This window comes from Phaeobacter sp. PT47_59 (assembly GCF_028890025.1).
Taxonomy (GTDB): domain Bacteria; phylum Pseudomonadota; class Alphaproteobacteria; order Rhodobacterales; family Rhodobacteraceae; genus Phycobacter.
Genome location: NZ_JARCJL010000001.1, coordinates 158,740 through 183,561, shown reverse-complemented (window position 1 = coordinate 183,561; position 24,822 = coordinate 158,740). Strand labels below are relative to the sequence as shown.

The 24,822-nt window shown below is 61.8% G+C and carries 25 protein-coding genes; 12 read left to right on the top strand and 13 right to left on the bottom strand.

Going from position 1 to position 24,822, the window contains the following annotated elements; translation table 11 throughout:
* The 4 genes from PXK01_RS00840 to PXK01_RS00825 form a co-directional block, all read right to left on the bottom strand.
* Positions 1 to 2,316: a nitric oxide reductase activation protein NorD gene (locus PXK01_RS00840; RefSeq protein WP_274858462.1), complete on the bottom strand. Its 2,316-nt coding sequence runs from the start codon at positions 2,314 to 2,316 to the stop codon at positions 1 to 3.
* A complete protein-coding gene (locus tag PXK01_RS00835) occupies positions 2,282 to 3,085 on the bottom strand; it encodes a CbbQ/NirQ/NorQ/GpvN family protein (RefSeq protein ID WP_274846721.1) in 804 nt (267 codons plus the stop codon). The genes PXK01_RS00840 and PXK01_RS00835 overlap by 35 nt, the downstream gene beginning before the upstream one ends.
* Before the next feature lie 85 nt (positions 3,086 to 3,170).
* The gene (locus PXK01_RS00830) at positions 3,171 to 3,527 is read right to left on the bottom strand and encodes a ribulose bisphosphate carboxylase small subunit (protein WP_274846722.1); all 357 of its coding nucleotides are present in this window, start codon (positions 3,525 to 3,527) and stop codon (positions 3,171 to 3,173) included.
* 38 nt (positions 3,528 to 3,565) lie between these two features.
* Positions 3,566 to 4,999 (bottom strand): form I ribulose bisphosphate carboxylase large subunit, encoded by a 1,434-nt coding sequence (locus PXK01_RS00825; RefSeq protein WP_274858461.1) that lies wholly within the window; start codon positions 4,997 to 4,999, stop codon positions 3,566 to 3,568.
* A gap of 123 nt (positions 5,000 to 5,122) precedes the next feature.
* On the opposite strand from PXK01_RS00825, the gene PXK01_RS00820 reads away from it, so the two are divergent.
* From PXK01_RS00820 to tig, 4 genes are all read left to right on the top strand, one after another.
* Entirely contained in the window at positions 5,123 to 6,019 is an 897-nt protein-coding gene (locus PXK01_RS00820; RefSeq protein ID WP_274858460.1) for a LysR family transcriptional regulator, read from the top strand.
* 100 nt (positions 6,020 to 6,119) lie between these two features.
* Positions 6,120 to 6,656, top strand: a complete 537-nt coding sequence (locus PXK01_RS00815) for a hypothetical protein (RefSeq protein ID WP_274858458.1) — start codon at positions 6,120 to 6,122, stop codon at positions 6,654 to 6,656.
* Positions 6,657 to 7,063: 407 nt separating this feature from the next.
* Positions 7,064 to 8,179, top strand: a complete 1,116-nt coding sequence (locus PXK01_RS00810; protein ID WP_274846726.1) for a porin — start codon at positions 7,064 to 7,066, stop codon at positions 8,177 to 8,179.
* 205 nt (positions 8,180 to 8,384) lie between these two features.
* Positions 8,385 to 9,716: a trigger factor gene (tig, locus tag PXK01_RS00805; RefSeq protein WP_274846727.1), complete on the top strand. Its 1,332-nt coding sequence runs from the start codon at positions 8,385 to 8,387 to the stop codon at positions 9,714 to 9,716.
* Positions 9,717 to 9,827: 111 nt separating this feature from the next.
* Here the strand turns inward: tig and PXK01_RS00800 are convergent, their stop codons facing one another.
* Together PXK01_RS00800 and PXK01_RS00795 are read right to left on the bottom strand one after the other, a co-directional pair.
* On the bottom strand, positions 9,828 to 10,292 hold the full coding sequence (locus tag PXK01_RS00800; protein ID WP_446728347.1) for a transglycosylase SLT domain-containing protein: 465 nt from the start codon (positions 10,290 to 10,292) through the stop codon (positions 9,828 to 9,830).
* Positions 10,293 to 10,696: 404 nt separating this feature from the next.
* A complete protein-coding gene (locus tag PXK01_RS00795; protein WP_274846728.1) occupies positions 10,697 to 11,065 on the bottom strand; it encodes a glycine zipper domain-containing protein in 369 nt (122 codons plus the stop codon).
* 186 nt (positions 11,066 to 11,251) lie between these two features.
* Between PXK01_RS00795 and PXK01_RS00790 the strand changes: the two genes are divergently transcribed.
* Entirely contained in the window at positions 11,252 to 11,761 is a 510-nt protein-coding gene (locus tag PXK01_RS00790) for a hypothetical protein (protein WP_274858456.1), read from the top strand.
* Between the two features lie 11 nt (positions 11,762 to 11,772).
* Complete coding sequence (locus PXK01_RS00785) at positions 11,773 to 11,988, top strand: helix-turn-helix domain-containing protein (protein ID WP_342455853.1); 216 nt, start codon at positions 11,773 to 11,775, stop codon at positions 11,986 to 11,988.
* Here PXK01_RS00785 and PXK01_RS00780 read toward each other — a convergent pair.
* The 4 genes from PXK01_RS00780 to rpsF form a co-directional block, all read right to left on the bottom strand.
* Complete coding sequence (locus PXK01_RS00780) at positions 11,985 to 12,347, bottom strand: hypothetical protein (RefSeq protein WP_274846730.1); 363 nt, start codon at positions 12,345 to 12,347, stop codon at positions 11,985 to 11,987. The two genes, PXK01_RS00785 and PXK01_RS00780, sit on opposite strands and share 4 nt — an antisense overlap.
* A gap of 217 nt (positions 12,348 to 12,564) precedes the next feature.
* Positions 12,565 to 13,185 carry a 50S ribosomal protein L9 gene (gene rplI / locus PXK01_RS00775; RefSeq protein ID WP_274846731.1) on the bottom strand — a complete coding sequence of 207 codons (621 nt, stop codon included), beginning with the start codon at positions 13,183 to 13,185 and terminating at the stop codon, positions 12,565 to 12,567.
* Between the two features lie 12 nt (positions 13,186 to 13,197).
* Positions 13,198 to 13,425, bottom strand: coding sequence for a 30S ribosomal protein S18 (gene rpsR / locus PXK01_RS00770; RefSeq protein ID WP_005982441.1), 228 nt, complete (start codon positions 13,423 to 13,425; stop codon positions 13,198 to 13,200).
* Between the two features lie 28 nt (positions 13,426 to 13,453).
* On the bottom strand, positions 13,454 to 13,807 hold the full coding sequence (gene rpsF, locus PXK01_RS00765) for a 30S ribosomal protein S6 (protein ID WP_274846732.1): 354 nt from the start codon (positions 13,805 to 13,807) through the stop codon (positions 13,454 to 13,456).
* 325 nt (positions 13,808 to 14,132) lie between these two features.
* On the opposite strand from rpsF, the gene PXK01_RS00760 reads away from it, so the two are divergent.
* Positions 14,133 to 14,708 carry a YceI family protein gene (locus PXK01_RS00760; RefSeq protein ID WP_274846733.1) on the top strand — a complete coding sequence of 192 codons (576 nt, stop codon included), beginning with the start codon at positions 14,133 to 14,135 and terminating at the stop codon, positions 14,706 to 14,708.
* Positions 14,709 to 14,879: 171 nt separating this feature from the next.
* Here the strand turns inward: PXK01_RS00760 and PXK01_RS00755 are convergent, their stop codons facing one another.
* On the bottom strand, positions 14,880 to 16,136 hold the full coding sequence (locus PXK01_RS00755) for a cytochrome b/b6 domain-containing protein (protein WP_274846734.1): 1,257 nt from the start codon (positions 16,134 to 16,136) through the stop codon (positions 14,880 to 14,882).
* A gap of 197 nt (positions 16,137 to 16,333) precedes the next feature.
* On the opposite strand from PXK01_RS00755, the gene fabD reads away from it, so the two are divergent.
* Entirely contained in the window at positions 16,334 to 17,266 is a 933-nt protein-coding gene (gene fabD, locus PXK01_RS00750) for an ACP S-malonyltransferase (protein ID WP_274858455.1), read from the top strand.
* A gap of 68 nt (positions 17,267 to 17,334) precedes the next feature.
* Positions 17,335 to 18,072: a 3-oxoacyl-[acyl-carrier-protein] reductase gene (gene fabG / locus PXK01_RS00745; RefSeq protein WP_274846736.1), complete on the top strand. Its 738-nt coding sequence runs from the start codon at positions 17,335 to 17,337 to the stop codon at positions 18,070 to 18,072.
* Positions 18,073 to 18,210: 138 nt separating this feature from the next.
* Here fabG and PXK01_RS00740 read toward each other — a convergent pair whose 3' ends face one another.
* Together PXK01_RS00740 and PXK01_RS00735 are read right to left on the bottom strand one after the other, a co-directional pair.
* On the bottom strand, positions 18,211 to 21,000 hold the full coding sequence (locus PXK01_RS00740; protein WP_274858454.1) for a bifunctional aconitate hydratase 2/2-methylisocitrate dehydratase: 2,790 nt from the start codon (positions 20,998 to 21,000) through the stop codon (positions 18,211 to 18,213).
* A 239-nt stretch (positions 21,001 to 21,239) separates the two neighbouring features.
* On the bottom strand, positions 21,240 to 21,497 hold the full coding sequence (locus PXK01_RS00735; protein ID WP_274846738.1) for a hypothetical protein: 258 nt from the start codon (positions 21,495 to 21,497) through the stop codon (positions 21,240 to 21,242).
* A gap of 248 nt (positions 21,498 to 21,745) precedes the next feature.
* Between PXK01_RS00735 and PXK01_RS00730 the strand changes: the two genes are divergently transcribed.
* From PXK01_RS00730 to mltG, 3 genes are all read left to right on the top strand, one after another.
* A complete protein-coding gene (locus tag PXK01_RS00730; RefSeq protein WP_065273474.1) occupies positions 21,746 to 21,979 on the top strand; it encodes an acyl carrier protein in 234 nt (77 codons plus the stop codon).
* Positions 21,980 to 22,375: 396 nt separating this feature from the next.
* A complete protein-coding gene (fabF, locus tag PXK01_RS00725; RefSeq protein WP_274858453.1) occupies positions 22,376 to 23,641 on the top strand; it encodes a beta-ketoacyl-ACP synthase II in 1,266 nt (421 codons plus the stop codon).
* On the top strand, positions 23,642 to 24,796 hold the full coding sequence (mltG, locus tag PXK01_RS00720) for an endolytic transglycosylase MltG (protein WP_274858450.1): 1,155 nt from the start codon (positions 23,642 to 23,644) through the stop codon (positions 24,794 to 24,796).
* Positions 24,797 to 24,822: the final 26 nt, after the last annotated feature.

Here is a 24,822-nt window from a genome sequence, read left to right as displayed (position 1 = left end):
TCAGCGGGTGAGCGCCGCATAGAGCTGCGGCAGCCGTTCCGGCAGGCGCTCCACCCGGTCGAGGATCATCGCGCCGCGCGGGCCGAAGATGCGCTGCACATAGGCATCGGCACCTGGATCCAGGGTCAGGCAGAAGGGGGTGATACCGCTTTGCGTGGCTTCCTCCACCGCGCGGCGGGTGTCGGCGCGCAGGTATTGCGGATCGCGCACGTCGATATCGGCAGGCGCACCGTCGGTCAGAACCAACATCAGCTTGCGCGTGGCCTTCACCCGCTTCATCTGCGCCGTGGCATGGCGAATGGCGGTCCCCATGCGCGTTGACAGGCGTCCTTCGGCGCCCATCAGGCGGGCGGTTGCCAAGTCTTCCCAGGGCTGGTCGAAATCCTTGAACCTCTCGTAATAGACCTGAGCGCGCCCATCGGAACAAAATCCATGGATTGCAAAGGCATCGCCGACGCGGTTAATCGCCTCTGACAGCAGGACGCAGGCCGATTTCGTCAGGTCCATCACGGTGGAGCCATCGCCCACGGGATCGTTCGTCGATTCCGACAGATCCAGCAGCACCATCACGGCGGTGTCGCGGGTCTTGTGCACCTGGCGCATCATCACCCGCGGGTCGGGCTGGCGACCCATGCGAATGTCGATGGCGGCGGTTATGGCGGCGCCGATGTCGATCACATCGCCATCCTCCAGCTTGCGGATGCGCTGCATGCCTTGCGGGCGCATGGCGTCCAGCCGGTGCTTCAGCCGCTCCATCACCGGGCGATGTTCGGCTAGGATCGCCTCGGCCTCGGATGGATCCCCCAGACGCGGGCGGCGCTCCAGCACCGTGGCCCAGGCCGGGCGCATCATCTGGATTGTATGGTCGAACTCATCATAGGTCACCGGCGGCGCCAGCGGCTCGCGGCCTTCCTTCTCATTATAGCTCTGGCCGTCGTCGTCGAAGAACTCCGCCGATTGCACCCAGATTTCCTGCGCGTCCTCGCCTGCGGTTTCGACCTCGACCTCGTTCACCATTTCACTGACCGAGACATATTTGCGAACCTGCGGCGGCGGGGCGTATTCGGTGTTGAATTCCAGCTCCTCGAACGCCCACAAGAGCCGGTTGTCGCAGCGATAGGGGCAGGAGGGGTGATCGGAATAGGCCGAATAGGGCTGGCCGCGCAGGCGTTCGGCCAGGCGCAGGCCCAGGGTGCGGGCGGCTTCGTTGTCCATCAGATCCAGCTGCACGAATTCGCCCCGAACCCAGGACGCAAGATCGCTTTCGGGCGCCTGATCCGGCAGCAAGAGCGCGCGGGCGATGCGGTCGAACTCTCCGGCGATGCCCGGCGCGGTGCCTTGGTGAAATGGCGCCCAGAGATCGCGCAACCGGGGCAGGCGGGCAATGGCGAGCGCCTCGGCGCGGGCGTCCTCAATGAGGCCGATCATGGCCGATTGCAGCGCGTTCAACCCTTCGCCCTGAATGGGCTTGCGCAGGCAGGCGAGATGCGCGGCCAGATGGGCGGCCTGCGCCCGGTAGAGATCCAGCGCAGGCTGATCCTGCCAGTCATCCAACGCGTCGGGCAGGTGTAGGCTGTAGCCCTCGTAATAGGGGCGCAGGCCCGCGCGGTCTTCGAAATCGCCCGCGGTGGGTGTCAGCATGAAATCCCGCCCCCAAAGGGCGCGCAGGTAGATCATCAGCCGCCGCTGCACATCTACCAGAAGCGTGCCCTTGCGCTCGCGCTGAATGACGGCGCGGCTTTCCTCGGTTTCCAGCGAGAAATAGGCGAGCAGTTCCTTGAAGTTCGTCCTGTGCGCTTCCACCCCCCAATCGGCCCAGCGGCGTAAGCCTCCAAGGGTCAGAATCTCCAGAAGATCGCCAAGGTGGTCAAGCATGGACCGAACGGCACGGGGTGCGCGGGCCAGAAGGTGCTCCAGGAAGCGCAGGTAGGCCATGAAAAGCGTTGCATCGCCAAGACGCATCGCGGCCTGCGGTGCGGTCTCCAGCAGTCGGGCAATCACCGCGCCCGAGGTGCGCGAGGCAAAGCCCAGCAGCAGCGGCAAGAGATCGCCAAGAACGTCTTCGCCCAGATCCCGGGCAAGGGCAGGTGCCGCCTCGATCCAGGCGATGACCGGATCCGTGCCGCGGCCCAGTTGCATCAGGGCCTCAGCGCCGCGCAGCCAAGTGTCCAAAGCGCGGGGCGACAGCTTGCGCCGGGCATCGGGCAGGGCGGAAAGCAGAACTTCGGCAACCTCACCCGGCAGGCTGTCCAGCAGGCCCGTGTGATCGGCGGGCAGCGCCTCAGAACCAGGTTGCGACTGCGGCATCGAGAGCATCGCGCATATCCGGATCATCGGTGATGGAGTTGACCAGCGCCATGGAACAGGCGGCGCGCGGCGCGATCCCGCCCTTGATCAACCGGCCGGCGTGGATCAGCATCCGGGTGGACACGCCTTCGTCCAGCCCGTGCCCTTTTAGGTTGCGGGAGCGCGCGCCGATCTCCACCAGCTTGCCTGCGGTTTCACTGTCGATGCCCGCTTCATGGGCCAGGATCTCGACCTCGGTCTCGCCCTCGGGCCAGGTGAAGTTCATCGCCGCAAAGCGTTGTTTTGTCGATTGTTTCAGATCCTTCATCAGGGACTGATAGCCGGGGTTGTAGCTGATCACGATCAGGAAATCGGGATGCGCCTGTAAGAGCTCGCCCTTCTTTTCCAGGGGCAGAACCCGGCGGTCATCGGTCAGCGGATGGATGGCGACGGTGGTGTCCTGGCGGGCCTCGACGACTTCATCAAGGTAACAGATCGCGCCGTGACGGGCGGCAAAGGTCAGCGGGCCGTCCTGCCAACGGGTGCCGTCCGCATCCAGCAGGTAGCGCCCCACCAGATCCGAGGCGGTCATATCCTCGTTGCAGGCGACGGTGACCAGCGGGCGGCCCAGTTTCCAGGCCATGTGCTCCACAAAGCGGGTCTTGCCGCAGCCGGTCGGGCCTTTCAGCATGACGGGAATGCGGGCATCCCAGGCGGCGGTGAACAGCTCCACCTCATCGCCGGTCTGCCGCCAGAAGGGCGCATCGGTGACGCGGAAGTCGTCAAGCATGTCTTTCATGGCGGGCTCCTCCTCTTGGCCGGGCAATCTGGTCTGGGCTTGGGATGTGCTGCCCGGCACGAGGGAGCGCCGGGCAGCAGGGGCATCAGATCATCTCGCCGCGGTAGACGACCATATTGGCGCCCTGGCTTTGGGTGAAATTGTCATAACCTAGCAGACGAACGTGGTGCTTGGGGTTGGCGGCGTGGCATTCGTCCAGCTCGGCCAGGATCGCGTCCACGTCGGTTTCGCCGAACATCGGCAGCTTCCACATGTACCAGTAATAGCCCGAGGCATTGGTCGGCTCGGTATGTTCGATTGCCGGGTTCCAGCCGTTGGTGACGATCCATTCCACCTGTTTGCGGATCTGGTCCTTGGTCATTTCCGGCAGGTAGGAGAAGGTCTCCATCTTGCGCGAGGCGGGATCCGACAGGCGGGAGGGGTAGTCCTGAATGGTGCTCATGGGTTTGGTCCTTTTGATATGTGTTCGAGGGGGCGCGATCAGCGGTGCTGCACGTCCAGCTTGTCGACGGTGTCGAACTCGAACTTGATTTCCTTCCAGGTCTCCATCGCGGATTTCAGCTCGGGCGAATGTTTCGCCGCCGCCATCAGGATGTCCTTGCCTTCCTTTTCCAGCTCGCGCCCTTCGTTGCGGGCCTGCACGCAGGCCTCAAGCGCCACACGGTTGGCCGCAGCACCCGCCGCATTGCCCCAGGGGTGTCCCAGGGTGCCGCCGCCGAATTGCAGGACGCTATCGTTGCCGAAGATCGATACCAGTGCGGGCATGTGCCAGACGTGGATCCCGCCCGAGGCGACGGGAAAGACACCCGGCATGCTGCCCCAGTCCTGATCGAAGAAGATGCCCATCTCACGGTCTTCCTTGACGAATTTGTCGCGCATCAGGTTGATCCAGCCCAAGGTCGCGTTGCGGTCGCCTTCCAGCTTGCCCACCACGGTGCCCGAATGCAGGTGATCGCCGCCCAGAAGCCGCAACAGTTTGGTCAGGACGCGGAAGTTGATGCCGTGGTTGGGGTTGCGGTCCATCACCGCATGCATGGCCCGGTGCACGTGCAAGAGCATGCCGTTGTCGCGGCACCATTTCGACAGGGAGTTATGTGCCGCCCAGCCGATGGTCAGATAGTCGGACATGATGATCGGGGTGCCGATCTCCTTGGCGAATTCGGCGCGTTTGAACATCTCTTCCACCGTGGGAGCGGTGACGTTCATATAGTGGCCCTTGCGCTCGCCGGTTTCGGCCTGGGCCTTGTCGATGGCCTCCTGGCAGAACAGGAAGCGGTCGCGCCAGCGCATGAAGGGCTGGGAGTTGACGTTTTCGTCGTCTTTCGAGAAATCGAGCCCCCCGCGCAGCACCTCGTATACGGCGCGGCCATAGTTCTTGGCCGAGAGGCCCAGTTTCGGCTTGATGGTGCAACCGAGCAGGGGGCGGCCGTATTTGTCCATCTTGTCGCGCTCGACCTGGATGCCATGGGGCGGGCCGAAACAGGTCTTCACGAACCAGATCGGGAAGCGCACGTCCTCAAGGCGCAAGCTCCGCACTGCCTTGAAGCCAAAGACATTTCCGACGATCGAGGTGAAGACGTTGACGACCGAGCCTTCCTCGAACAGATCCGCGGGGTAGGCGATGAAGGCATAGAAGGCTTCGTCCTGGCCCGGCACATCCTCGATCCGGTAGGCGCGGCCTTTATAATGATCGAGATCGGTCAGAAGGTCGGTCCAGACCGTGGTCCAGGTGCCGGTGGAGCTTTCGGCCGCCACGGCAGCGGCGGCCTCTTCGCGCGGTACGCCGTCCTGAGGGATCACCTTGAAGACCGCCAGAACATCGGTGTCCTTGGGGCTATATGCGGGATCCCAATAGGTGGAGCGGTAGTCCTTGACGCCGGCGTCGTATTTCTTGGCTGGTGCATGCATATTCATGGGTGTGTCTCCTCCGCGTGGCGACCCATATGGGCGGGCCACTTCATCGGGGACAGGAAGCCATAGTTAATGAATATATAAAAATGAATAGTTTTTAGTTTCAGAATACAGTAATCTTTATTCATGCGATACTCACTCCGACAATTGCAGATTTTTCAGGAGGTTGCGCAGCAGCTTTCCTACACCCGCGCGGCCGAGGTGCTGCATCTGACCCAGCCGGCCGTCTTTGCCCAGGTGCGCCAACTGGAGGAACAGACCGGTCACAAGCTGATCGAGCGGATGGGAAAGACCCTGTTCCTGACCGAGGCTGGAGCGGTGGTGTTGCTGTCGGCGCAGCGCATCCTGGCAGAGGCCGAGGATCTGGATATGCGCCTTGCCGAATTGCGGGGGCTTGCGCGCGGGCGGTTGCGCCTGGCGGTGGTCTCCACCGCGAAATACGACATCCCGGCCCGGATCGGGGCTTACAATCGCTCCTATCCGGGAATCGAGGTGGCGCTGACCGTCTGCAACCGCGAGGAAATCCTGGCGCGCTTTGCCCAGAACGCGGATGATCTCTACATTCTTGGCACCCCGCCTGAAAGCATGGAGGCCGAGATCGAGCGGTTCGCGGAAAACCCCCTGGTAGCCATCGCGCCGCCGGATCACCCGCTGGCCAGGCGTCCCGGTCTCACCATGAGGGATCTGGCCGAATACCCGTTCCTGACCCGGGAAAGCGGATCCGGCACGCGGCTGGCGGCAGAGCGCTGTTTCGAAGAGGCGGGTGCCACCCCGCGCGTGAAACTGGAACTGGGGGCCAATGAGGCGGTGAAACAGGGGGTGATCGCCGGGCTGGGCCTGTCGGTGCTCAGCCGCTCGACCGTCGCGCTGGAGCTGCGTCACGGGTATCTGGTCGAACTGGAGGTAGACCCCTTTCCAATCATCCGTCATTGGCACGTGGCATGGCCAAAGGCGCGGCAGCTCTCTCTGGCGGCAGAGGCCTTTCTGACGGAGCTCAGGCAGGCAGAGGAGAGGAAGGGCTGACGCCGCCCGCACATTTCGGGCAATTGTCTGGTCTTCTTAGCGCTGTATTTACCATATTTGGTCACCATGGGGATGGTTCAGAAAGAAGCAGGTTCCCCCGATGACACAAGCCAACGCCGCCATCTCGCAAGCGTCCAACCCATTGACCGGGAGCACCCATGCGCTGCGTGCCATCCCCGCTGTTGCCGCAGACAAGGTGGTGCGCTTCATCCGCTGGGGGCAGCCCAGAAAGACGGAAATCGATGCTGTCTTTGATCGCTATGACCTGACAGATATTTCCCCCCGCGAGATCGACGCGCTGACGGCCGAACTATCGGCTGCGGGGTATCGCGATGCGAGTTTTCTCCGGATGCTGTCCCGGCGCGGGGCGGCAGCGCTGGCGCAGTCCCGGCAAGGCTTTGCCAAGATCGGCTATCAGGTCTCCATGTTCGATGCCGAGGAACGACTGGACCTGCGGCAGGTGAGCCGGGAGCAGGTGAAGCTCGCGGAATTCTTCGGCGAGCCGACACAGGAGCTTGAGGCCTTCATGGCGGAGGTGGAGCGTCTGGAGTTCGGGCGGCAACCTGCGGCACCGGTCCCTCCCGCGCCGAGGGCAGCTCAGGATATTCTGGTGCTGACCCAGGCACGACGGGTGTGAGCCGAGACCGCGCACCCACAGGGTCGCGCATGTGTTGATTGTGCTGTTGCTCTTGCACTCACCGCAATGTGACGGCAGGGGCGCCTAAATCCCGATAACAAATTTGTGTGCGCTCACGCACATTTGAGAAGTGTTCAAGAGTGTTGCGTGCGGGGCATTGCTGCCCTGTGAGTACTGCATGCGATATGTGAATTGCATTACATAAACACCTGATTTTCTGGCGTAAACCTGCCAATGATTGGGGGGAATTGGCAACATTCCGCCCAGCCATGGCAGTGGGTCCTAGCTGTCAGCGCGCTGGCGTTTTCAAGGGTGCTGCGGCAATTGCGCCGTTGTTACCTCTCCTGAAGGTGCAGCCGCCGGGGATTGGGGCCGCCGTGCCGTATGACAACGTCAGGAGACATCTAATGACACCGAAATTTGCAACCAGAGCCTTGGCAGCTTCCGTTGCCGCGACCCTTGCAGCGCCCGCCTTTGCAGGGCCGACCTATGAAAACAGCACCGGCGGGTCCTTCAGTTGGTATGGCCAGTTCAACCCGGCCTTCCAATATTACGATGATGGCGCCGAGACCTACGATCGCCTGGTCGACAACACCGGCTCGAATTCGCGCATCGGTTTCTGGCTGAAGCAGGCCTATGGCGACAATACGCTGACCTTCCGGTTCGAAACCGCCTTTGGCCTGCGCGCCTCGGATGGGGTCAGCCAGACCTCCAAGGGAGACACCCTGACCTGGAACCGCACCCGTATCCGCCACGTGGATTTCCAGTATGACACCGCGCGGTATGGCAAGTTCTCCGCCGGTCAGGGCTCCATGGCCTCTGACGGGATCGCGGGCAGCGATGCCTCGGGCACCGGCGTGGCTGCGGGTGTCTCGGTCAGCGACGCGGCCGGTGGATATGCCTTCCGCACCGCGGGCGGCGCCCTGAGCGGGGTTTCCGTGGGCGATGCCTTCAGCGACTATGACGGCGGCCGCCTGGGCCGTATCCGTTATGACTCGGCCAATTTTGGTGGTTTCACCTTCTCCGCCTCCTACGGTACCGATATCCTGCGCACCAACAACGACCGGGAAACCTATGATATCGCAGTGCGCTACGGCAATGAATTCGGTGACTTCGCCGTTGATGCCGCCCTGGGTGCGGCCTGGACCGAACAGACCGGCCGGGCCGATATTCGCGATGTCGTAGGCTCGGTTGCGGTGGCCCATAAACCCACCGGCCTGTCGCTGTCGGTTGCCGCCGGAGAGCGCGATATCGCGGGCAGCTACGCCTATGCCAAGCTGGGCTACAGCGCCAACTGGATCGCTGCGGGCACCACCTCGCTGTCGCTCGATTACTACGATGGTTCCGACATGGTCAGCGTGGGCGACTCGGCGCAATCCTGGGGCGTGGCCGCGGTTCAGAAGATCGACAAGTACAATGTCGAAGCCTATCTCGCCTATCGCGACTATTCCTACTCGGATACCTCCGCGACCGCCTATCAGGACAGCAACGTGATCCTGGCCGGTGCACGCTGGAAGTTCTGAGCAGCACGCTGCGAGATTTGCGATTGCAGCACGCCCTTCGGGGCGTGTTTTGCCGTTGTGGGGCCGTGAAACCTCAAGAAACCTGCGCAATGTCACATCGAGAGCGGCAATGCCTCTTGCGCCGAAGCCCCCATGCCAATAGAAGGCCACAAATTGTCTGGGGGCGGAGCCTGCGCGCGCGCCCCGAATCTCTATGGGGTATAGGATGCAGGTCACCGAGACGCTGAACGAAGGTCTGAAACGCGGCTACGCCATCACCGTCACAGCTGCCGAGCTGGACGAGAAGGTGAGCGAAAAGCTGGTCGAAGCGCAGCCCGAAGTCGAAATGAAGGGCTTCCGCAAGGGTAAGGTGCCGATGGCGCTGCTGCGCAAGCAATTTGGTCAGCGCCTGCTGGGCGAAGTGATGCAGGAAGCCATCGATGGCGCCATGAACAAGCACTTCGAAGACAGCGGCGATCGCCCTGCAATGCAGCCCGAGGTCAAGATGACCAACGAGGACTGGAAAGAAGGCGACGACGTCAACGTCGAGATGTCCTACGAGGCGCTGCCCGCGATCCCCGAGGTCGACCTCTCCGTGATCTCGGTTGAGAAACTTGTGGTGAAAGCCGAAGACGAAGCCGTTGATGAAGCGCTGGGGAACCTGGCCGAAACCGCCAAGGATTTTGACGCCCGCGACGAAGGTGCTGCCTCGGAAGATGGCGACCAGGTCGTGATCGATTTCGTCGGCAAGGTCGATGGCGAAGCCTTCGACGGCGGTTCCGCCGAAGATTACCCGCTGGTGCTGGGCTCCAACTCCTTCATCCCCGGCTTCGAAGAGCAGCTGGTTGGCGTGAAGGCCGGTGAAGAAAAAGACGTGACCGTCACCTTCCCCGAAGACTACCAGGCGGAAAACCTGGCCGGTAAGGAAGCCGTATTTACCTGCACCGTCAAGGAAGTGAAGGCGCCGAAGGCGGCCGAGATCGACGACGAACTGGCCAAGAAATTCGGCGCCGAAGATCTGGAGGCCCTGAAGGGTCAGATCCGCGAGCGTCTGGAAGCCGAATACGCCGGTGCCGCCCGTGCCGTGATGAAGCGCGCGACCCTGGACAAGCTGGACGAACTGGTCTCCTTCGACCTGCCGCCGTCGCTGGTGGACGCCGAAGCCAAGCAGATCGCGCATCAGCTGTGGCACGAGGATAACCCCGAGGTGCACGATCACAACCACGGTGAAATCGAAGCGACCGAAGAGCACACCAAGCTGGCCGAACGCCGCGTGCGTCTGGGCCTGCTGCTGGCCGAGCTGGGCCAGAAAGCCGAAGTGGAAGTGACCGACGCGGAAATGACCCAGGCGATCATGGCGCAGGCGCGTCAGTACCCGGGCCAAGAACGTCAGTTCTTCGAGTTCATCCAGCAGAACGCCCAGATGCAGCAGCAGCTGCGTGCGCCGATCTTCGAAGACAAGGTCATTGACCACGTCTTTGAACAGGCCACCGTTGCCGAGAAAGAGGTCTCCAAAGAAGACCTGCAGAAGGCTGTTGAGGCGCTGGACGACGAATAAGTCCTCCGCTCTTACCGTGGATAACGAGAAGGCCGCCCGGTTGAGGCGGCCTTTTTCGTGCAAGGGTGCAGTGCGGATTGTGGCGCGGCTGGGGGCCGATGGCTGCGGGGATCAACTGCGCAGGCCGGTTTCCGTCAGCATGCCCCGCCGTTTCGCCTCGTAATAATAGCCTCGGGCGTAGTGCTGGATTGCGACATCTTGGCTGCCATCCGCCAAGAGCCAGGCGCCGCGCAGGTATTTGACCGCGTATTTCAGGTTGGTATCGGCATCCAGTAGCTCTGGCGGCGCCCCGCGAAAGCCCATGGTGCGCGCCGTGGCAGGCAGGATCTGCAATAGCCCGTAATAGGGCCGATTGAGCGCATGGGGGCGATGGGTGCTCTCCCGCACGGCCAGACGATGGACCAGGCTGCGGGGCACGGCGTAATGGTCCGACCAGTGATTGATCTTCTGGCGCAGCTCGGGCGTTTCGTTGGGGAAAAGCGGCGGTTCCGCCCGGCTCACGGATGGCGTGGGGCGGCTGCAGGCCGCTGAAACCATGGGAAGAAGCAGTACAGTCAGAAATTCACGCCGTTTCATAAATGCCCATCCTTTGCGAGCCGTGACGGATCCATGTCCAATCGGACGGTAGTCAGCACGGGCGGGTCAGACAATTGCTCTGCTTCATCCCGGCACCACATCGGCAAAACCTTACCGATGATCGGCGGAAAGTCTCTTGCCCTGGCGCGTCGCTGCGGCGGATCGCGCAAAATGCAAACAATTCGAATTTCTAAGGATTTGTTTACTTTCGACGGAAATGTCACACTGAGCCTGCATGTTGAGGCAGAAATCCCTCAGAAAGGGTCGCTTCGCTTTCGCCTGCGGACCGACCCGAAACCAGAGCAGTAAGGGGCCGCGCCTGTTTCCCACAAATCGCGGCCCCACCTCTGTATTTGGCGTGTTCGTCAGGCCAGTACAGCCCTCTGTCGCGCCACTGCTGGAGGTCAGCCGATCACCGGATGCCCGCGGTTCTGCATGCAGCGGATCACCATGTTGCGCTGGCTTTCCTCCTTGTCGACCGTGCCCTCGGCAGCGCCGATCAGGCCGCCGATTGCGGCACCAGCCAGGGCGTCTTCGTGGGATTCGCCTGCACCGATGGCGGCGCCGATCAGCGCCCCTGCAACGGCCCCCTCTGACGCAAGGTTCTGATCATAGCGCATGGCGATAGATCTACATTCAGCTTCATCCTGAGCAAACCGCGCGCCCACAGGCCCGCTCAACCGCAGGGGCTGTGCCGTTGGTGCCATGTCGCAGGCGGAAACAAGCAGTCCAGTCACAATGGAAGCGGCGGTCAGGGTAATCTTGGTGGTCATACTATGTCCTTTGAATTTTGCCCGGCCCGGGGAGAGGGCCGGATATGCGGCGGACCATAGATAAGAATTTTTCCTGTGCAACAAGAAATTTCTGTAAAACAATAAATCAGTATCGATTTAGGGAAAGAACTTGCTCTTGCAAGGAAAGGCTGACATCACAGGGGAGAGCCGAAAGAGGAGGGTGATATGGCGTTGATTGCGCGGGGTCTTATGGTCATCACCGGGGCATTGATGACCTTTTACGTGCTGTCGGTCATCGTGCTGACAGCGATGGGAGAGCATGAGGAGCTCTGGGATCTGGCCGATTTTGATCCCCAGCCCTTTGCACCTGCACCGCTTGGGCTGGTCCTGGCGCTGGTCTTTGCGGTGACATTTCTGCTCGGCATCCTGCTGACCTTCTGGCAGGCCCATCTGCTGCTGAAGCTGGGGCGCGCGCATATGTTTCGGGCGCTGGCCACCGGTCTGCGGCGCAGTGGCATCGGTCTGGGCATGATGTGGCTGGGGCTTTATGCCTTCATGAACGTGGTGCCGATCACCATGGCCGATGGGCGCATCCCGATGGAGGAGATGGATATTTCCTGGCTGCCCTTTGAGATCGAATCGGTATTCCTGGTCTTGGCCACGGTGATGGTTGCGCTTGCGGACGTGCTGATCCGCGCCGCCGAGATCGAAGACGAGAACAACCAGTTCCTATAGGGGAGGGGGCCGTGCCGATTGTCGTGAACCTGGACCTGATGCTGGTTCGGCGCAAGGTGACCTCGCGGGCGCTGGCAGCCGAGGTCGGTATTACCGAGGCGAACCTGTCCTTGCTGAAATCCGGCAAGGTCAAGGGCGTGCGCTTTGCCACCCTGGAGGCGATCTGCCGCTATCTCGACTGCCAGCCGGGCGATATCCTGGAATATCGCCCGGAGGCTGAGGATTAGTTGATTACCGCGTGACCACGGGCCTGCATGCAGCGGATCAGGTAATCCCGCTGCGCCTGCTTGACCTGCACATCACCAACCGCTGCGCCTGCCATGGCGCCGAAAATGGCCCCAGCCAGCGCCTTGTCACTGTTTTCCGTGGCGCCAACCAATGCGCCACCGGCGCCGCCAAGGGCGGCGCTTTTGCCGATATGACCCTGGCCAATCTGCTGCGCTTCGGCCTGGCATTGCGCCAGATCCGCCTGATAGCCGGGCTTTGGGCTGCCTGCCACCGACAGAGGCGCATCGACTGAGGGCGTGTCGCAACCGCTTAGCGCCGCGGTGCAGAGGCCTGCAATGGCAAGAATTCTCAGCATCATCGTCCAATTCCTTTGTTCAAACGCGCGTCCTTGCAGTGAATGCTACGCCCCGCGCGGTTGCCATGCCAGAGCGAAGAGGACGGCGTCAGGGGCTGGGCAGAAATGCGCCTGCCAGGGCAGGGGCGTTCATCGGTTACGCCATGCCGAGCGTTGCACATGAAAAGGCCGCACCCGATCGGGCGCGGCCTTTCTGTCTGTTGCAAAGATCCGATTGGGATCAGGCGTTGGTGTCTTCTTCGCCTGCTGCTGCCGGAGCAGCTTCGCCTTCGTCGTCGTCAGACGCGGCGGAGCCGATGTCGTCAAACAGTTCGGAGATTTCGAATTCCGCAGCGGCTTCCTCTTCGGCGGCCAGCTCCTGGATCGACTTGCCGGAGGCTTGCAGCTCGGCTTCTTCCTGCGAGCGCGCGACGTTCAGCTGGATCTGAACTTCGACTTCCGGGTGCAGTTTCACGGCGACGGCGTGCAGGCCCAGTTCCTTGATCGGAGCGATCAGGGCGACCTGTTTCTTGTCGACCGAGAACCCATCGGCGGTTGCGGCTTCGGCAGCGTCACGCGGGGTGACGGAACCATAAAGCGCGCCGGCGTCCGATGCGGAGCGAATCACGATGAACTGCTGACCGTCGAGCTTTTCGCCCAGAGCCTCGGCTTCTTTCTTGGTCTCCAGGTTGCGCGCTTCAAGCTGCGCCTTCTGGGATTCGAAAGCCGCGATATTGGCTTCGGATGCGGTCTTCGCCTTGCCCTGGGGCAGGAGGAAGTTGCGTGCGTAACCGGGCTTGACGTCTACGACGTCGCCCATCTGGCCCAGCTTGGCCACACGTTCAAGAAGGATAACTTGCATCTCGAGGTCTCCTTACTTCACGGCGTAGGGCAGCAGGGCGAGGAAGCGGGCGCGTTTGATGGCGCGGGCCAGTTCACGCTGCTTCTTGGCCGAAACGGCGGTGATACGGGAGGGAACGATCTTGCCGCGCTCAGAGATGTAGCGCTGCAGAAGACGGGTGTCTTTGTAATCGATCTTCGGCGCGTTGTCGCCCGAGAAGGGGCAGACTTTGCGGCGGCGGAAAAACGGTTTGGCTGCCATGGTTTAGCGTCCTTTTCTCAAGCGTTGATCAGCGGCGTTCACGGCGACCTTCGCGGTCGTCACGCTTCTGCATCTGAACCGAGGGGCCTTCGGCGTGTTCGTCGACCTTGATGGTCAGAACGCGCATCACGTCTTCGTGCAGGCGCATCAGGCGTTCCATTTCCTGCACGGCGGATGCGGGGGCATCGGTGCGCAGGAAGGCATAGTGGCCTTTGCGGTTCTTGTTGATCTTGTAGGCCATCGTCTTGACGCCCCAGTACTCGCTGTCGACGAGTTTGCCGTCGTTGTCAGCCAGTACGGCACCAAAATGTTCGATGAGGCCTTCAGCTTGCGAGTTGGACAGGTCCTGACGCGCAATCATTACATGCTCATAGAGGGGCATGCGAACTCCTGTTTCTGTCTAGGCGCATTTCATAGACCGGGCGGTTGTGCCTTCCGCTGCCTGGTCACGAGAGGCTGCGCGGATCGAAAATCGTGCGGAAGGAAGCCTCCGTATACAGGCTTTGTCGTGAAGGGCAAGCGATAAAGCGGGCCGCATCGCAGCCGCTGTGCTGAGCCATTTGCGGGCAGAGGTTCGGCTGAGGGCTTTGTCTGTGTTCCAGTGTTCGATCAAGAACACGTTATGTGGAGATTTGCCCGTATCATTTCAGGCGCGGCTGGATCACGTTTAATCCTGCAACGCTTGTGTCTCAATGGAGTCTTTGACGATGAAAAACCTCTTGCTTGCCGCTGCCCTGTCGGGCGCCGCCGCCACTGCCGCCGTTGCGGCCCCTGAAAAATACGTTCTGGATGCCAGCCACAGCCAGATCGTGTTCAGCTACAATCACCTTGGCTTCTCGACCACCTGGGGCATGTTCTCGGGTTTTGAGGGCGAGATCATGTTCGATCAGGAGGATCCCGCAGCCTCCAGCGTATCGGTCTCCATGCCGGTGATGTCGATGCTGACCGGTTGGGAGGCGCGTTTCAATCACTTCATGTCCAAGGATTTCTTTGAGGCCTCCGAGGCCGAGATGGTCAGCTTCACCTCCACCGGCATCGAGGTCACCGGTGACAAGACCGCCAAGATCACCGGCGATCTGACCCTTAACGGTGTGACCAAGGCAGTGGTGCTGGATGCCAAGCTGAACCAGACCGGCGATCACCCGATGGCGGGCAAGCCCTGGGCCGGTTTCGACGCCACCACCACCCTGGTGCGCAGCGACTTTGGCCTGGGCAAATTCGCGCCCTATGTCAGCGACGAAGTCCAGCTGCAGATCTCGGTCGAGGCGATGAAGGCCGAATAAGGTCGGCAGATCCTTCCAGAACGAATTTGCCGCCGGTTCCAGATGGGACCGGCGGTTTTTCGTGGCCCTGATCGGGGGGCGGAGCAAAAAAACGCGGACCCTGTGCGGGCCCGCGTTTCTCTTTCGTTGGATGGCCGTGCTTCTTTGGCTGCGCGGCTGCGTGTCTGCGGGTTACTTGTTTTGCTTGGCCGTCAGCTCCACCGCGATCTCCACCGCGAAGGCGAGCGTGCCTTCGTCCTGCGTGCCTTGGCCGATGTTGAAATCGAGCCGGTTCACCGTGGTGCGCCCCGACATGCTGGCGCGGTCGCCGTCAAGCGTCAGATCAAAGGGCAGGGTGAGCGCAACGCTTTGATCGCGGATCGTCAGCGGACCGGTCGCCTGATAGCCATCTGCGGTTTTCTCGATCATGGCCTTGAAACGGGCGGTCGGATAGGTGGCGCTGTCAAAGTAATCAGCCCCCATGGCCTGGTCGGTGACCGATCCCAGGGAAAGGGAGGGGATGGCGATGGTGACATCGACCTCTCCGGCAGGGCCAGGCGCGGCGGGATCCTCGAAATCGATCACGGCGCTCCAGTCGGCAAACTGGCCGGTGACCTCGCTGCCCATCTGGAGGATCGAGATGGAGAGGGTTCCCTCTTCGACAGTCCAGCCACCGGAGCTGGCGGGTGCCGTGGCAACCGTGGCCTCGCTGGGAGCTTCAGCCGCCTGGGTGGAAACGCGATCGCTGTGATCCTCGGTCAGGCCGAGCAGGGTTCCGGCTCCCAGAATGGCGACAAAACCTGCGATGGCGGCAAAGGCGGGCAGGGGGCTGTGATGCTGTGCGGGGGGCTCTGGCATCTGCCCGGATCCGGGCAACATGCGGCGCAGGGTTGAATCCCGGTCGATCACATGGTGTTTCAGGGCTCCGGCGATATGCAGGGCAAGGGCCACGGCAAGTGCCCAGATCAGGATCTCATGGAGACCGCCAAACAGGGCTGCGACCGCGTCGGATTTCGGCACGAAGGGCAGGGACTGCCCAAAGGGCCACAGGATCGGCGCGAATCCGGTGGTGGCTGCATGGTGGATCCAACCGCTGAGCGGCACGGCAACCAGGGAGATGTAAAGAGCCCAGTGAACGGTTTCGGCTGCCAGCGCCTCAGGCCGGTTGTCGGGATGCAGAAGTCCGGGCTTTTCCTGGGTGACGGCCCAGAGGATGCGCAACAGGGCGGTGAAGAAGACCGCGACGCCCACGGTTTTATGCAGGGAAAACAGTAGGGCGGCGCGGGCGAGCGTGCTTTGCGCCCCGTCAAAATCGGGGCTTTGGATGTGGTGGGCCAGCTCATTGGCGAAATAGCCAAGCGGGAAGGCCGAAAAAATCAGCAGCGCGGTCAGCCAGTGAAACGCTTTGGTGACGCTGCCATAGGTGGAGAATGTATTGCGGGCGGGCATGGGGCGGGCTCCCTTGATTTGGGTCACCTCCACCCTATCGGCCGGGGCCGTGCAGGCAATGATTTGTCCTGTCAGCCTGCGCACAGGTTGGGTGCGCGCAGGGAGGACCGGAACGTGCGTCCTTGCGCAGATCACTTGTACGTAGGGTCAGCTGCGTCTAAACCGGCTGAAATGGCAAAATAATGATGAGGTCTTTGATGACTGTCGCATTCGTGTTTCCCGGGCAGGGCGCCCAGACCATCGGCATGGGCAAGGAGCTGGCCGAGGCCTATCCGGCCGCCAAGGCGGTTTTCGATGAGGTGGACGAGGCGCTTGGAGAACCCCTGAGCGGTCTCATTTGGGAGGGCGATATCGAAACCCTGACCCTGACCCGCAATGCCCAGCCGGCGCTGATGGCAACCTCCATGGCGGCAATGCGCGCGCTGGAGGCGGAAGGCATCGCCATCGACAGGGCCGCCTTTGTGGCCGGGCATTCGCTGGGCGAGTATTCCGCGCTGGCCGCGGCCGGGGCGATTTCCCTTGCAGATACCGCAAGGCTGCTGCGCACCCGTGGGGCCGCGATGCAGGATGCAGTGCCGGTGGGCGAGGGCGCCATGGCCGCCATTCTGGGACTGGACCTTGAAGCGGTACGCGCCGTCGCGGCAGAGGCCGCACAGGGCGAGGTCTGCCAGGCCGCCAACGACAATGATCCGACCCAGGTCGTGGTCTCGGGTTCCAAGGCCGCGGTTGAACGCGCCGCAGAAATCGCCAAGGAAAAGGGCGCCAAACGGGCCGTGATGCTGCCGGTGAGCGCACCGTTCCACTGCGCCCTGATGCAGCCCGCCGCCGATGTGATGGCCGAAGCGCTGGCGGGCGTTGAAATCAAATCTCCCGCTGTACCGCTGATCGCAAATGTGCGCGCCGATGAAGTGACCGATCCGGACATGATCCGCGCCCTTCTGGTGGAGCAGGTGACGGGATCCGTGCGCTGGCGCGAAAGCGTGCAGGCCATGGCGGCCAAGGGTGTCACCGAATTCTGGGAGATCGGCGCGGGCAAGGCCCTGTCGGGCATGATCCGCAAGATCGACCGTGAACTGGCTTGCCGTCAGGTGGGCTCGCCCGATGGCGTCAAGGCGGCATTGGACGCCTGAACCGGATTTGAGAAAGATGTGCGCGGCTGACCCGATCATCCGGCGCAGATAGAAAATGAGGAAATGACATGTTTGATCTGACAGGCAAGAACGCCCTGATCACCGGCGCTTCTGGCGGTATCGGTGGTGATATCGCCCGTGCATTGCATGCCGCAGGCGCCAGCGTGGCGCTTTCGGGCACCCGCGAAGAGCCGCTGCAGGCGCTGGCCGCGGAGCTGGGCGAGCGCGCCTTTGTGCTGCCCTGCAACCTGAGCGATCCGGAAGCGGTCGAGGCGCTGCCGAAACAGGCGGCCGAGGCGATGGGATCGGTTGATATCCTGGTCAATAACGCGGGCATCACCCGCGACAATCTCTTCATGCGGATGAAGGACGAAGAGTGGCAAAGCGTACTGGACGTGAACCTGACCTCGACCATGCGCCTGTGCCGCGGCGTGCTGCGCGGCATGATGAAGGCACGCTGGGGCCGCATCATCAATATCTCGTCGATCGTGGGCGCCACCGGCAACCCGGGCCAGGCGAACTATGCGGCCTCCAAGGCGGGCATGGTCGGCATGTCGAAATCGCTGGCCTATGAGGTGGCGAACCGTGGCATCACCGTGAACGCCATTGCGCCGGGCTTCATCGCAACCGCCATGACTGACAAGCTGACCGATGATCAGAAGGCGAATATCCTGGGGCAGGTGCCAGCCGGCCGTATGGGAGAGTCCAACGAGATCGCCGCGGCTGTGCTGTATCTGGCCAGCGCGGAAGCCGCCTATGTCACCGGCAGCACGCTGCATGTGAATGGCGGCATGGCGATGCTGTAACGCCTGCTCTGCAGCGTCGCCCTACGGGGGGGGCGCTGCAAGAGATCTTACTCTGAATGGCCGGGTGATTGATCGCCTGGCCTTTCTCATGAGATGGATTGGGGGGATGTCCCCCCAATCCATTTTTTATTGGTGGCCTTAGAAATGCGCCGAACGGGCGCCCGCGGGCTTTTCCAAGGGCGGTGCGAACTTGGTCAGATCGATACCTTCGACAGCTTTCTTGTACTCTTCCAGGGTCGGGGTGCGGCCCAGGATCGCGGACAGAACCACAACCGGGGTCGAGGCCAGGAGGGATTCGCCTTTCTTTTCCGGAGCGTCGGCAACGACGCGGCCCTGGAACAGGCGGGTCGAGGTGGCCAGAACGGTGTCACCCTTGGCCGCCTTCTCCTGGTTGCCCATGCACAGGTTACAGCCGGGGCGTTCGAGGTAGAGGATATTCTCGTACTCGGTACGCGCCTTCTGCTTGGGGAACATGTCGTCGAATTCAAAGCCCGAGTAGCGTTCGAGAATTTCCCAGTCGCCCTCTGCCTTCAGTTCGTCGATGATGTTGTAGGTCGGAGCAGCCACAACCAGCGGCGCGTTGAATTCGACCTTGCCCTGTTCCTTTTCCAGGTTCTTCAGCATCTGGGCCACGATCTTCATGTCGCCCTTGTGCACCATGCAGGAACCGACGAAACCCAGGTCCACCTTCTTGTCCGCATGATAGTAGGAGACGGGGCGGATGGTGTCATGGGTGTAGCGCTTGGAGACATCGGCGTTGTTCACATCCGGGTCGGCGATCATCGGCTCGACGATCTCGTCCAGATCCACCACCACTTCGGCGAAATACTTGGCGTTGTCATCCGGGGTCAGCGCCGGTTTTTCACCGGATTTGATCTCGGCAATGCGTGCATCGGCCTTGTCGATCAGGCCCTGCAGCGTTTGCGCCGCGTTGTCCATGCCCTTGTCGATCATGATCTGGATGCGCGACTTGGCCAGCTCGAGCGAGCCGATCAGGGTATCATCGTTGGAGATGCAGATGGAGGCCTTGGCCTTCATCTCGGCGGTCCAGTCGGTGAAGGTGAAGGCCTGATCGGCCAGGAGGGTGCCGATATGCACTTCGATGACACGACCCTGGAAGACGTTGTCGCCATGCTGCTTCAGCATCTGCGCCTGGGTGGCATGCACCACGTCACGGAAATCCAGGTGATCGGCCATCTTGCCCTTGAAGGTGACCTTCACGGATTCCGGGATCGGCATGGTGGCCTCACCGGTCGCCAGCGCCAGCGCCACGGTGCCCGAGTCGGCGCCAAAGGCGACGCCCTTGGACATGCGAGTGTGGCTGTCGCCGCCGATGATGATGTCCCAGTCATCCACGGTGATGTCGTTCAGCACCTTGTGGATCACGTCGGTCATGGCGTGGTATTCGCCCTTGGGGTCACGCGCGGTGATCAGGCCGAACTTGTTCATGAAGGCCATCAGTTTCGGGATGTTGGCCTGTGCCTTGGCATCCCAGACCGACGCGGTGTGACAGCCCGACTGATAGCCCGCATCCAGCGACGGCGAGATCACCGTGGCGGCCATGGCTTCCAGTTCCTGCGCGGTCATCGGGCCGGTGGTATCCTGCGAGCCGACAACGTTCACCTTGACGCGTACGTCGGAGCCGGCGTGCAGGACCTTGCCCGGCGTGGTGCCGCGGGCGTTCTTGTTGAAGATCTTTTCAACCGCGGTCAGGCCCTGATCGTCGGCCGATACCTCTTTCGACGGCGCATAGGCGCTTTCGAGCGTCTGACCCAGGGCTTCGGCGGCGAATGTCTGCAGCTTCTTGCCAAAGACCACGGCATAAGAGCCGCCAGCCTTCATGAACTCCACCTTCTGCGGGGTGAAGGCCGAGGAGACATCGACCAGCTCTGTGCCGTCGGCATCAAAAAGCTTCTTGGTCTTGGTGTTGATGGTCAGCACCTTGCCGGTTTCCACCGAATAGGCCTGCTCCAGCACCGGATCACCATTGTCGTCCAGCACGGTGTTGCCGTCTGCGTCGGTCTTCTTGACCCAGTTCTTCAGGTCCAGGCCGATGCCGCCGGTCACGCCAACGGTGGTCAGGAAGATCGGCGAAATGCCGTTGGTGCCTGCAACGACCGGAGCGATGTTGACGAAGGGCACATAGGGCGATGCCTGCTTGCCGGTCCACAGCGCGACGTTGTTGACGCCAGACATGCGCGACGAGCCCACACCCATGGTGCCTTTTTCGGCGATCAGCATGACGCGGGCGTCGGGGTGCTGGGCCTGCAGGGCCTGGATCTCGGCCTGGGCCTCGGGGGTGATCATGCACTTGCCGTGCAGCTCGCGGTCGGCGCGAGAGTGCGCTTCGGCACCGGGGGACAGAAGATCGGTCGAGATATCGCCTTCGGCGGCGATATAGGTCACGACTTTGATCTCTTCCTCGATCTCGGGCAGGTTGGTGAAGAATTCGGCCTTGGCGTAGCTTTCCAGTAGCTCCTTGGCCACGGCATTGCCAGCCTTATAGGCCTCTTCCAGACGCTCGGTGTCGGCCTCATAGAGGAACACCTGGGTCTTCAGAACCTCAGCCGCCTGCGCTGCGATAGCGGCATCATCACCCAGGGCCAGGTCCAGCAGAACCGCAACCGAGGGACCGCCCTTCATGTGCGACAGCAGTTCGAAAGCGAATTCAGGCGTGATTTCGGCAACCACCTCTGCGCCCAGGATGATCTCTTTCAGGAAGGCCGCCTTCACACCGGCCGCGCTCGTGGTGCCGGGCAGGGTGTTGTAGATGAAGAAGTTCAAAGACGCGTCCCGATGCTCGTTTCCGGCATCCTTGATCTGCGCGATGATCTCCGCCACCAGCGCGCCGTCGTCGATGGGCTTGGGGTGCAGGCCCTGGGCTTTGCGGGTTTCGATTTCGGTTAGGTAGTCTTTGTACAAGCTCATGACGATCCCTACGATTGAGTGTTCCAAAGAGGCCGCGATGTCAGGGCAATGACGCCTTGTCCAAACCGGCCGATCTCATTTGTATGCCGATGTATACCATCGTGGTTCGGGGTGCAAGATCTCAGACCTGCGAAGAGTGGATGAGTCTTGTCGCTTGGCTGGACGCCACAGCATCCTCTCTCTTTACAGATGCAGATACGCGCAAGACATGGGTCAGTCGAGCCTCAAATAGTGGCAGTTTAGGGAAATTGCGACGAGAATCCCGTTCTGCGGACCTTGGCTGACCTGCCAGAGCGGGCGTGGGGCGCAGGCGGATTGACGCTGTTTCCCGTCAAGGCAAAGTGATCGTCGGTGACAGCATGAAGTGACTTGTCGCCATGTCGTTTCGATGTCGCATGCAGACAAGCTTTATCTTGATTGGCATGGAGAAATTCGAGAAAGCTTTCGTCGCGGGGCTTGTGGTGTGCGGCAACAGCGACCATTTGCTTGGTCAGCATGCGAAAGCGCACCGCGCCGACCAACAGCCGACCCGGATTCGGTGGATGCGAAAACGTTTGCCTCTGGGCGTGTCTGTGCTATAGGCGGCCCATATTTGGCTGATGCTGGGGTTGTCCCGGCGTTGACCAGCTCCCGCCCGGCTTCGGTTCGGCGGAGGTACAACCGCCCGAAACGGGCAAAACCAAGCCAGCCCGTGCGGGTAAGGGCAAAACCGGGCAGATTTGCCCTGAAGAAACGAGGAATGGATATGAGCGACGTCGCAGACCGCGTGAAAAAGATCGTTGTAGAGCACCTGGGTGTTGAAGAAGCCAAAGTGACCGAGAACGCCTCGTTCATCGACGACCTGGGTGCCGACAGCCTGGACACGGTCGAACTGGTCATGGCTTTTGAAGAAGAGTTCGGCATCGAGATCCCGGACGACGCAGCCGAGACCATCCAGACCTTCGGCGACGCGGTGAAATTCATCACCGAAGCTTCCTGATAGATTTCATTCACACAGATGTGAATGATGTGGCGGCGCTTTCCGGATGGAAGGCGCCGCTTTGCATTTGAGTTACGCCTGAGCCGGGGCTTTGCGGCGCCGGGCGGTGGCGGAATTTCTCTTGCGCCCATATCAAAAGGTAGAGATTTCAGACGCAAAGCTGCCCACAGTGTTCCGTTGGCAAACGGCCAGGCGCAATGGGCAAGCGCTGCAGGATGCTGAAATCACCCGAAAATCACCCGTTCAAACCCCGCCTGCGCCGGATGGGAACTGTTCTGGTGCATAAATTCTCCTTCCGTTGCGGGAGGTTGCCTCGCCCGCATCGGCCCACTTGCACCCTTTGGGTAATCCAAGGTATCTGGATGGGCGAAATGCCGAGGCAGAGGAGAGCAAGGAATGCGTCGAGTAGTTGTCACCGGACTTGGCCTGGTTACCCCTTTGGCCAGTGGGGTCGAAGAAACATGGTCGCGTCTTCTGGACGGACAGTCCGGCGCCGGGCCGATCACCCTGTTTGATGCTGTGGAGAGCGGCGTTGCCACCACCTATGCCTGCGAAGTCCCGCGGGGCGATGGTTCGGACGGCACCTTTAACCCGGACGCCTATCTTGCGCCCAAGGAACAGCGCAAGGTGGATGATTTCATCCTCTACGGGCTGGCTGCTGCGGATATGGCGGTCAAGGATGCGGGCTGGACTCCCGAGGATGAAGAAAGCCGCCTGCGCACCGGGGTGATGATTGGCTCCGGCATTGGCGGGCTCAGCTCGATCGCCGATACAGCCGTGCTGATCAAGGAACGCGGTGTGCGCCGGGTCTCCCCCTTCTTTATCCCCGGATCGCTGATCAACCTGGCCTCCGGTCAGGTGTCGATCCGTTACGGCTTCAAGGGGCCGAACCATTCGGTCGTGACCGCCTGTTCCACCGGCGCCCATGCCATTGGCGATGCCAGCCGCATCATCCGCGCGGGCGACGCCGACGTGATGGTCGCAGGCGGCGCAGAGGCGGCGATCTGTGAAATCGGTATCGCCGGGTTCAACGCCTGCAAGGCGCTCAGCACGAAATTCGGCAATGATCCGAAATCCGCGAGCCGCCCCTATGACGAGAACCGCGACGGGTTTGTCATGGGCGAAGGCGCCGGCGTGGTCATCCTCGAAGAATACGAACACGCCAAGGCACGCGGCGCCAAGATCTATGCCGAGGTGCTGGGTTACGGCATGTCGGGCGACGCCTATCACATCACCGCCCCCTCCGAGACGGGCGAGGGTGGCGAGCGCTCCATGCGCGCGGCCCTGGCCAATGCCGGGCTGAAGCCGAGCGACGTGGATTACATCAATGCCCACGGTACCTCGACCATGGCCGATACCATCGAACTGGGCGCCGTGGAGCGGATGCTGGGCGATCACGCGGGCAATGTGACCATGTCCTCCACCAAATCCTCGACCGGGCACCTGTTGGGCGCGGCGGGCGCGATCGAGGCGATCTTCTCGATCCTGGCGATCCGCGATCAGGTGGCTCCGCCCACGATCAACCTGGACAATCCGGCGGTCGAAAGTGCGGTGGATCTGGCGCCCAATGCCAAGCGCGAGCGCAAGATCGACGTGGCCCTGTCCAACTCCTTCGGCTTTGGCGGTACCAACGCCTCGGTGGTTTTCGGAAAGCCCAAGTAAATGTGGCGTGCACTTGCCTCCAACATGCTGACGATCCTCATCGTGGCGCTGTTCCTTCTGGGCGGCGTCATCATGTGGGGCAAATCGCAGTACACCGCCGAAGGTCCGCTGGATCAGGCCATTTGCCTGCGGGTGGAGCGGGGCTCCAACATGACACGGGTGTCCCGCGATCTGGACGCGCAGGGGGCCGTCACATCCGGCGCCCTGTTCCGGATCGGCGTGAAATACGATGAAAAGGCGTCGCTGTTGAAGGCAGGCAGCTATCTGGTGCAGCCTGGCGCCTCGATGGAGGAGATCGTCGATCAGATCACCCGCGGTGGCGCCAGCACCTGCGGCACCGAGATCGTCTACCGTGTTGGCGTGACGCGGGTTCTGGCCGAGGTGCGAGAGCTGGATCCCGCCAGCAACCGCTTTGTGGAACGGGCCGAGTTCAATCCGGCAGAAGAGGAAGCCCCTGCCGAATATCTTGCGAAGAAGGCAGAGCCCGATACCCGCTATCGCATTGCGCTGGCCGAAGGGGTGACCAGCTGGCAGGTGGTTGAAGCGCTGAAGGCAATGGACGTCCTGCAAGGCGAGCCGGGACCGCGCCCGCCCGAGGGCATGCTGGCACCGGACAGCTATGAAATCGTGCCGGGCGATCAGCGCGCCGCGATCCTGGCGCAGATGCAGGAGCGCCAGATCCGCCGGATCAATGACGCTTGGGAAGCCCGCTCTGTGGATGCGGCGGTGCAAAGCCCGGAAGACATGCTGATCCTGGCCTCGATCATCGAGAAGGAAACCGGGGTGGCCGAGGAACGCGGTCAGGTGGCAAGCGTGTTCACCAACCGTCTGAAGCGCGGCATGCGCCTTCAGACCGACCCGACCGTGATCTATGGTGTGACCAAGGGCGAAGGCGTGTTGGGGCGCGGCCTGCGTCAAAGCGAGCTGCGCCGGGTAACGCCTTGGAATACCTATGTGATCGAAGGGTTGCCGCCAACGCCGATTGCCAATCCCGGTCTTGCAAGCCTGACCGCTGCGGTGAACCCGGACCAGACGGACTATCTGTTCTTCGTGGCTGATGGGACCGGCGGTCATGCCTTTGCCGAAACCTTGGCCGAACATAACGCCAACGTCGCGAAATGGCGCCAGATCGAAGCGGATCGCGACAACAACTAGGGGCGGAAACGGCCACAACCGGCTCT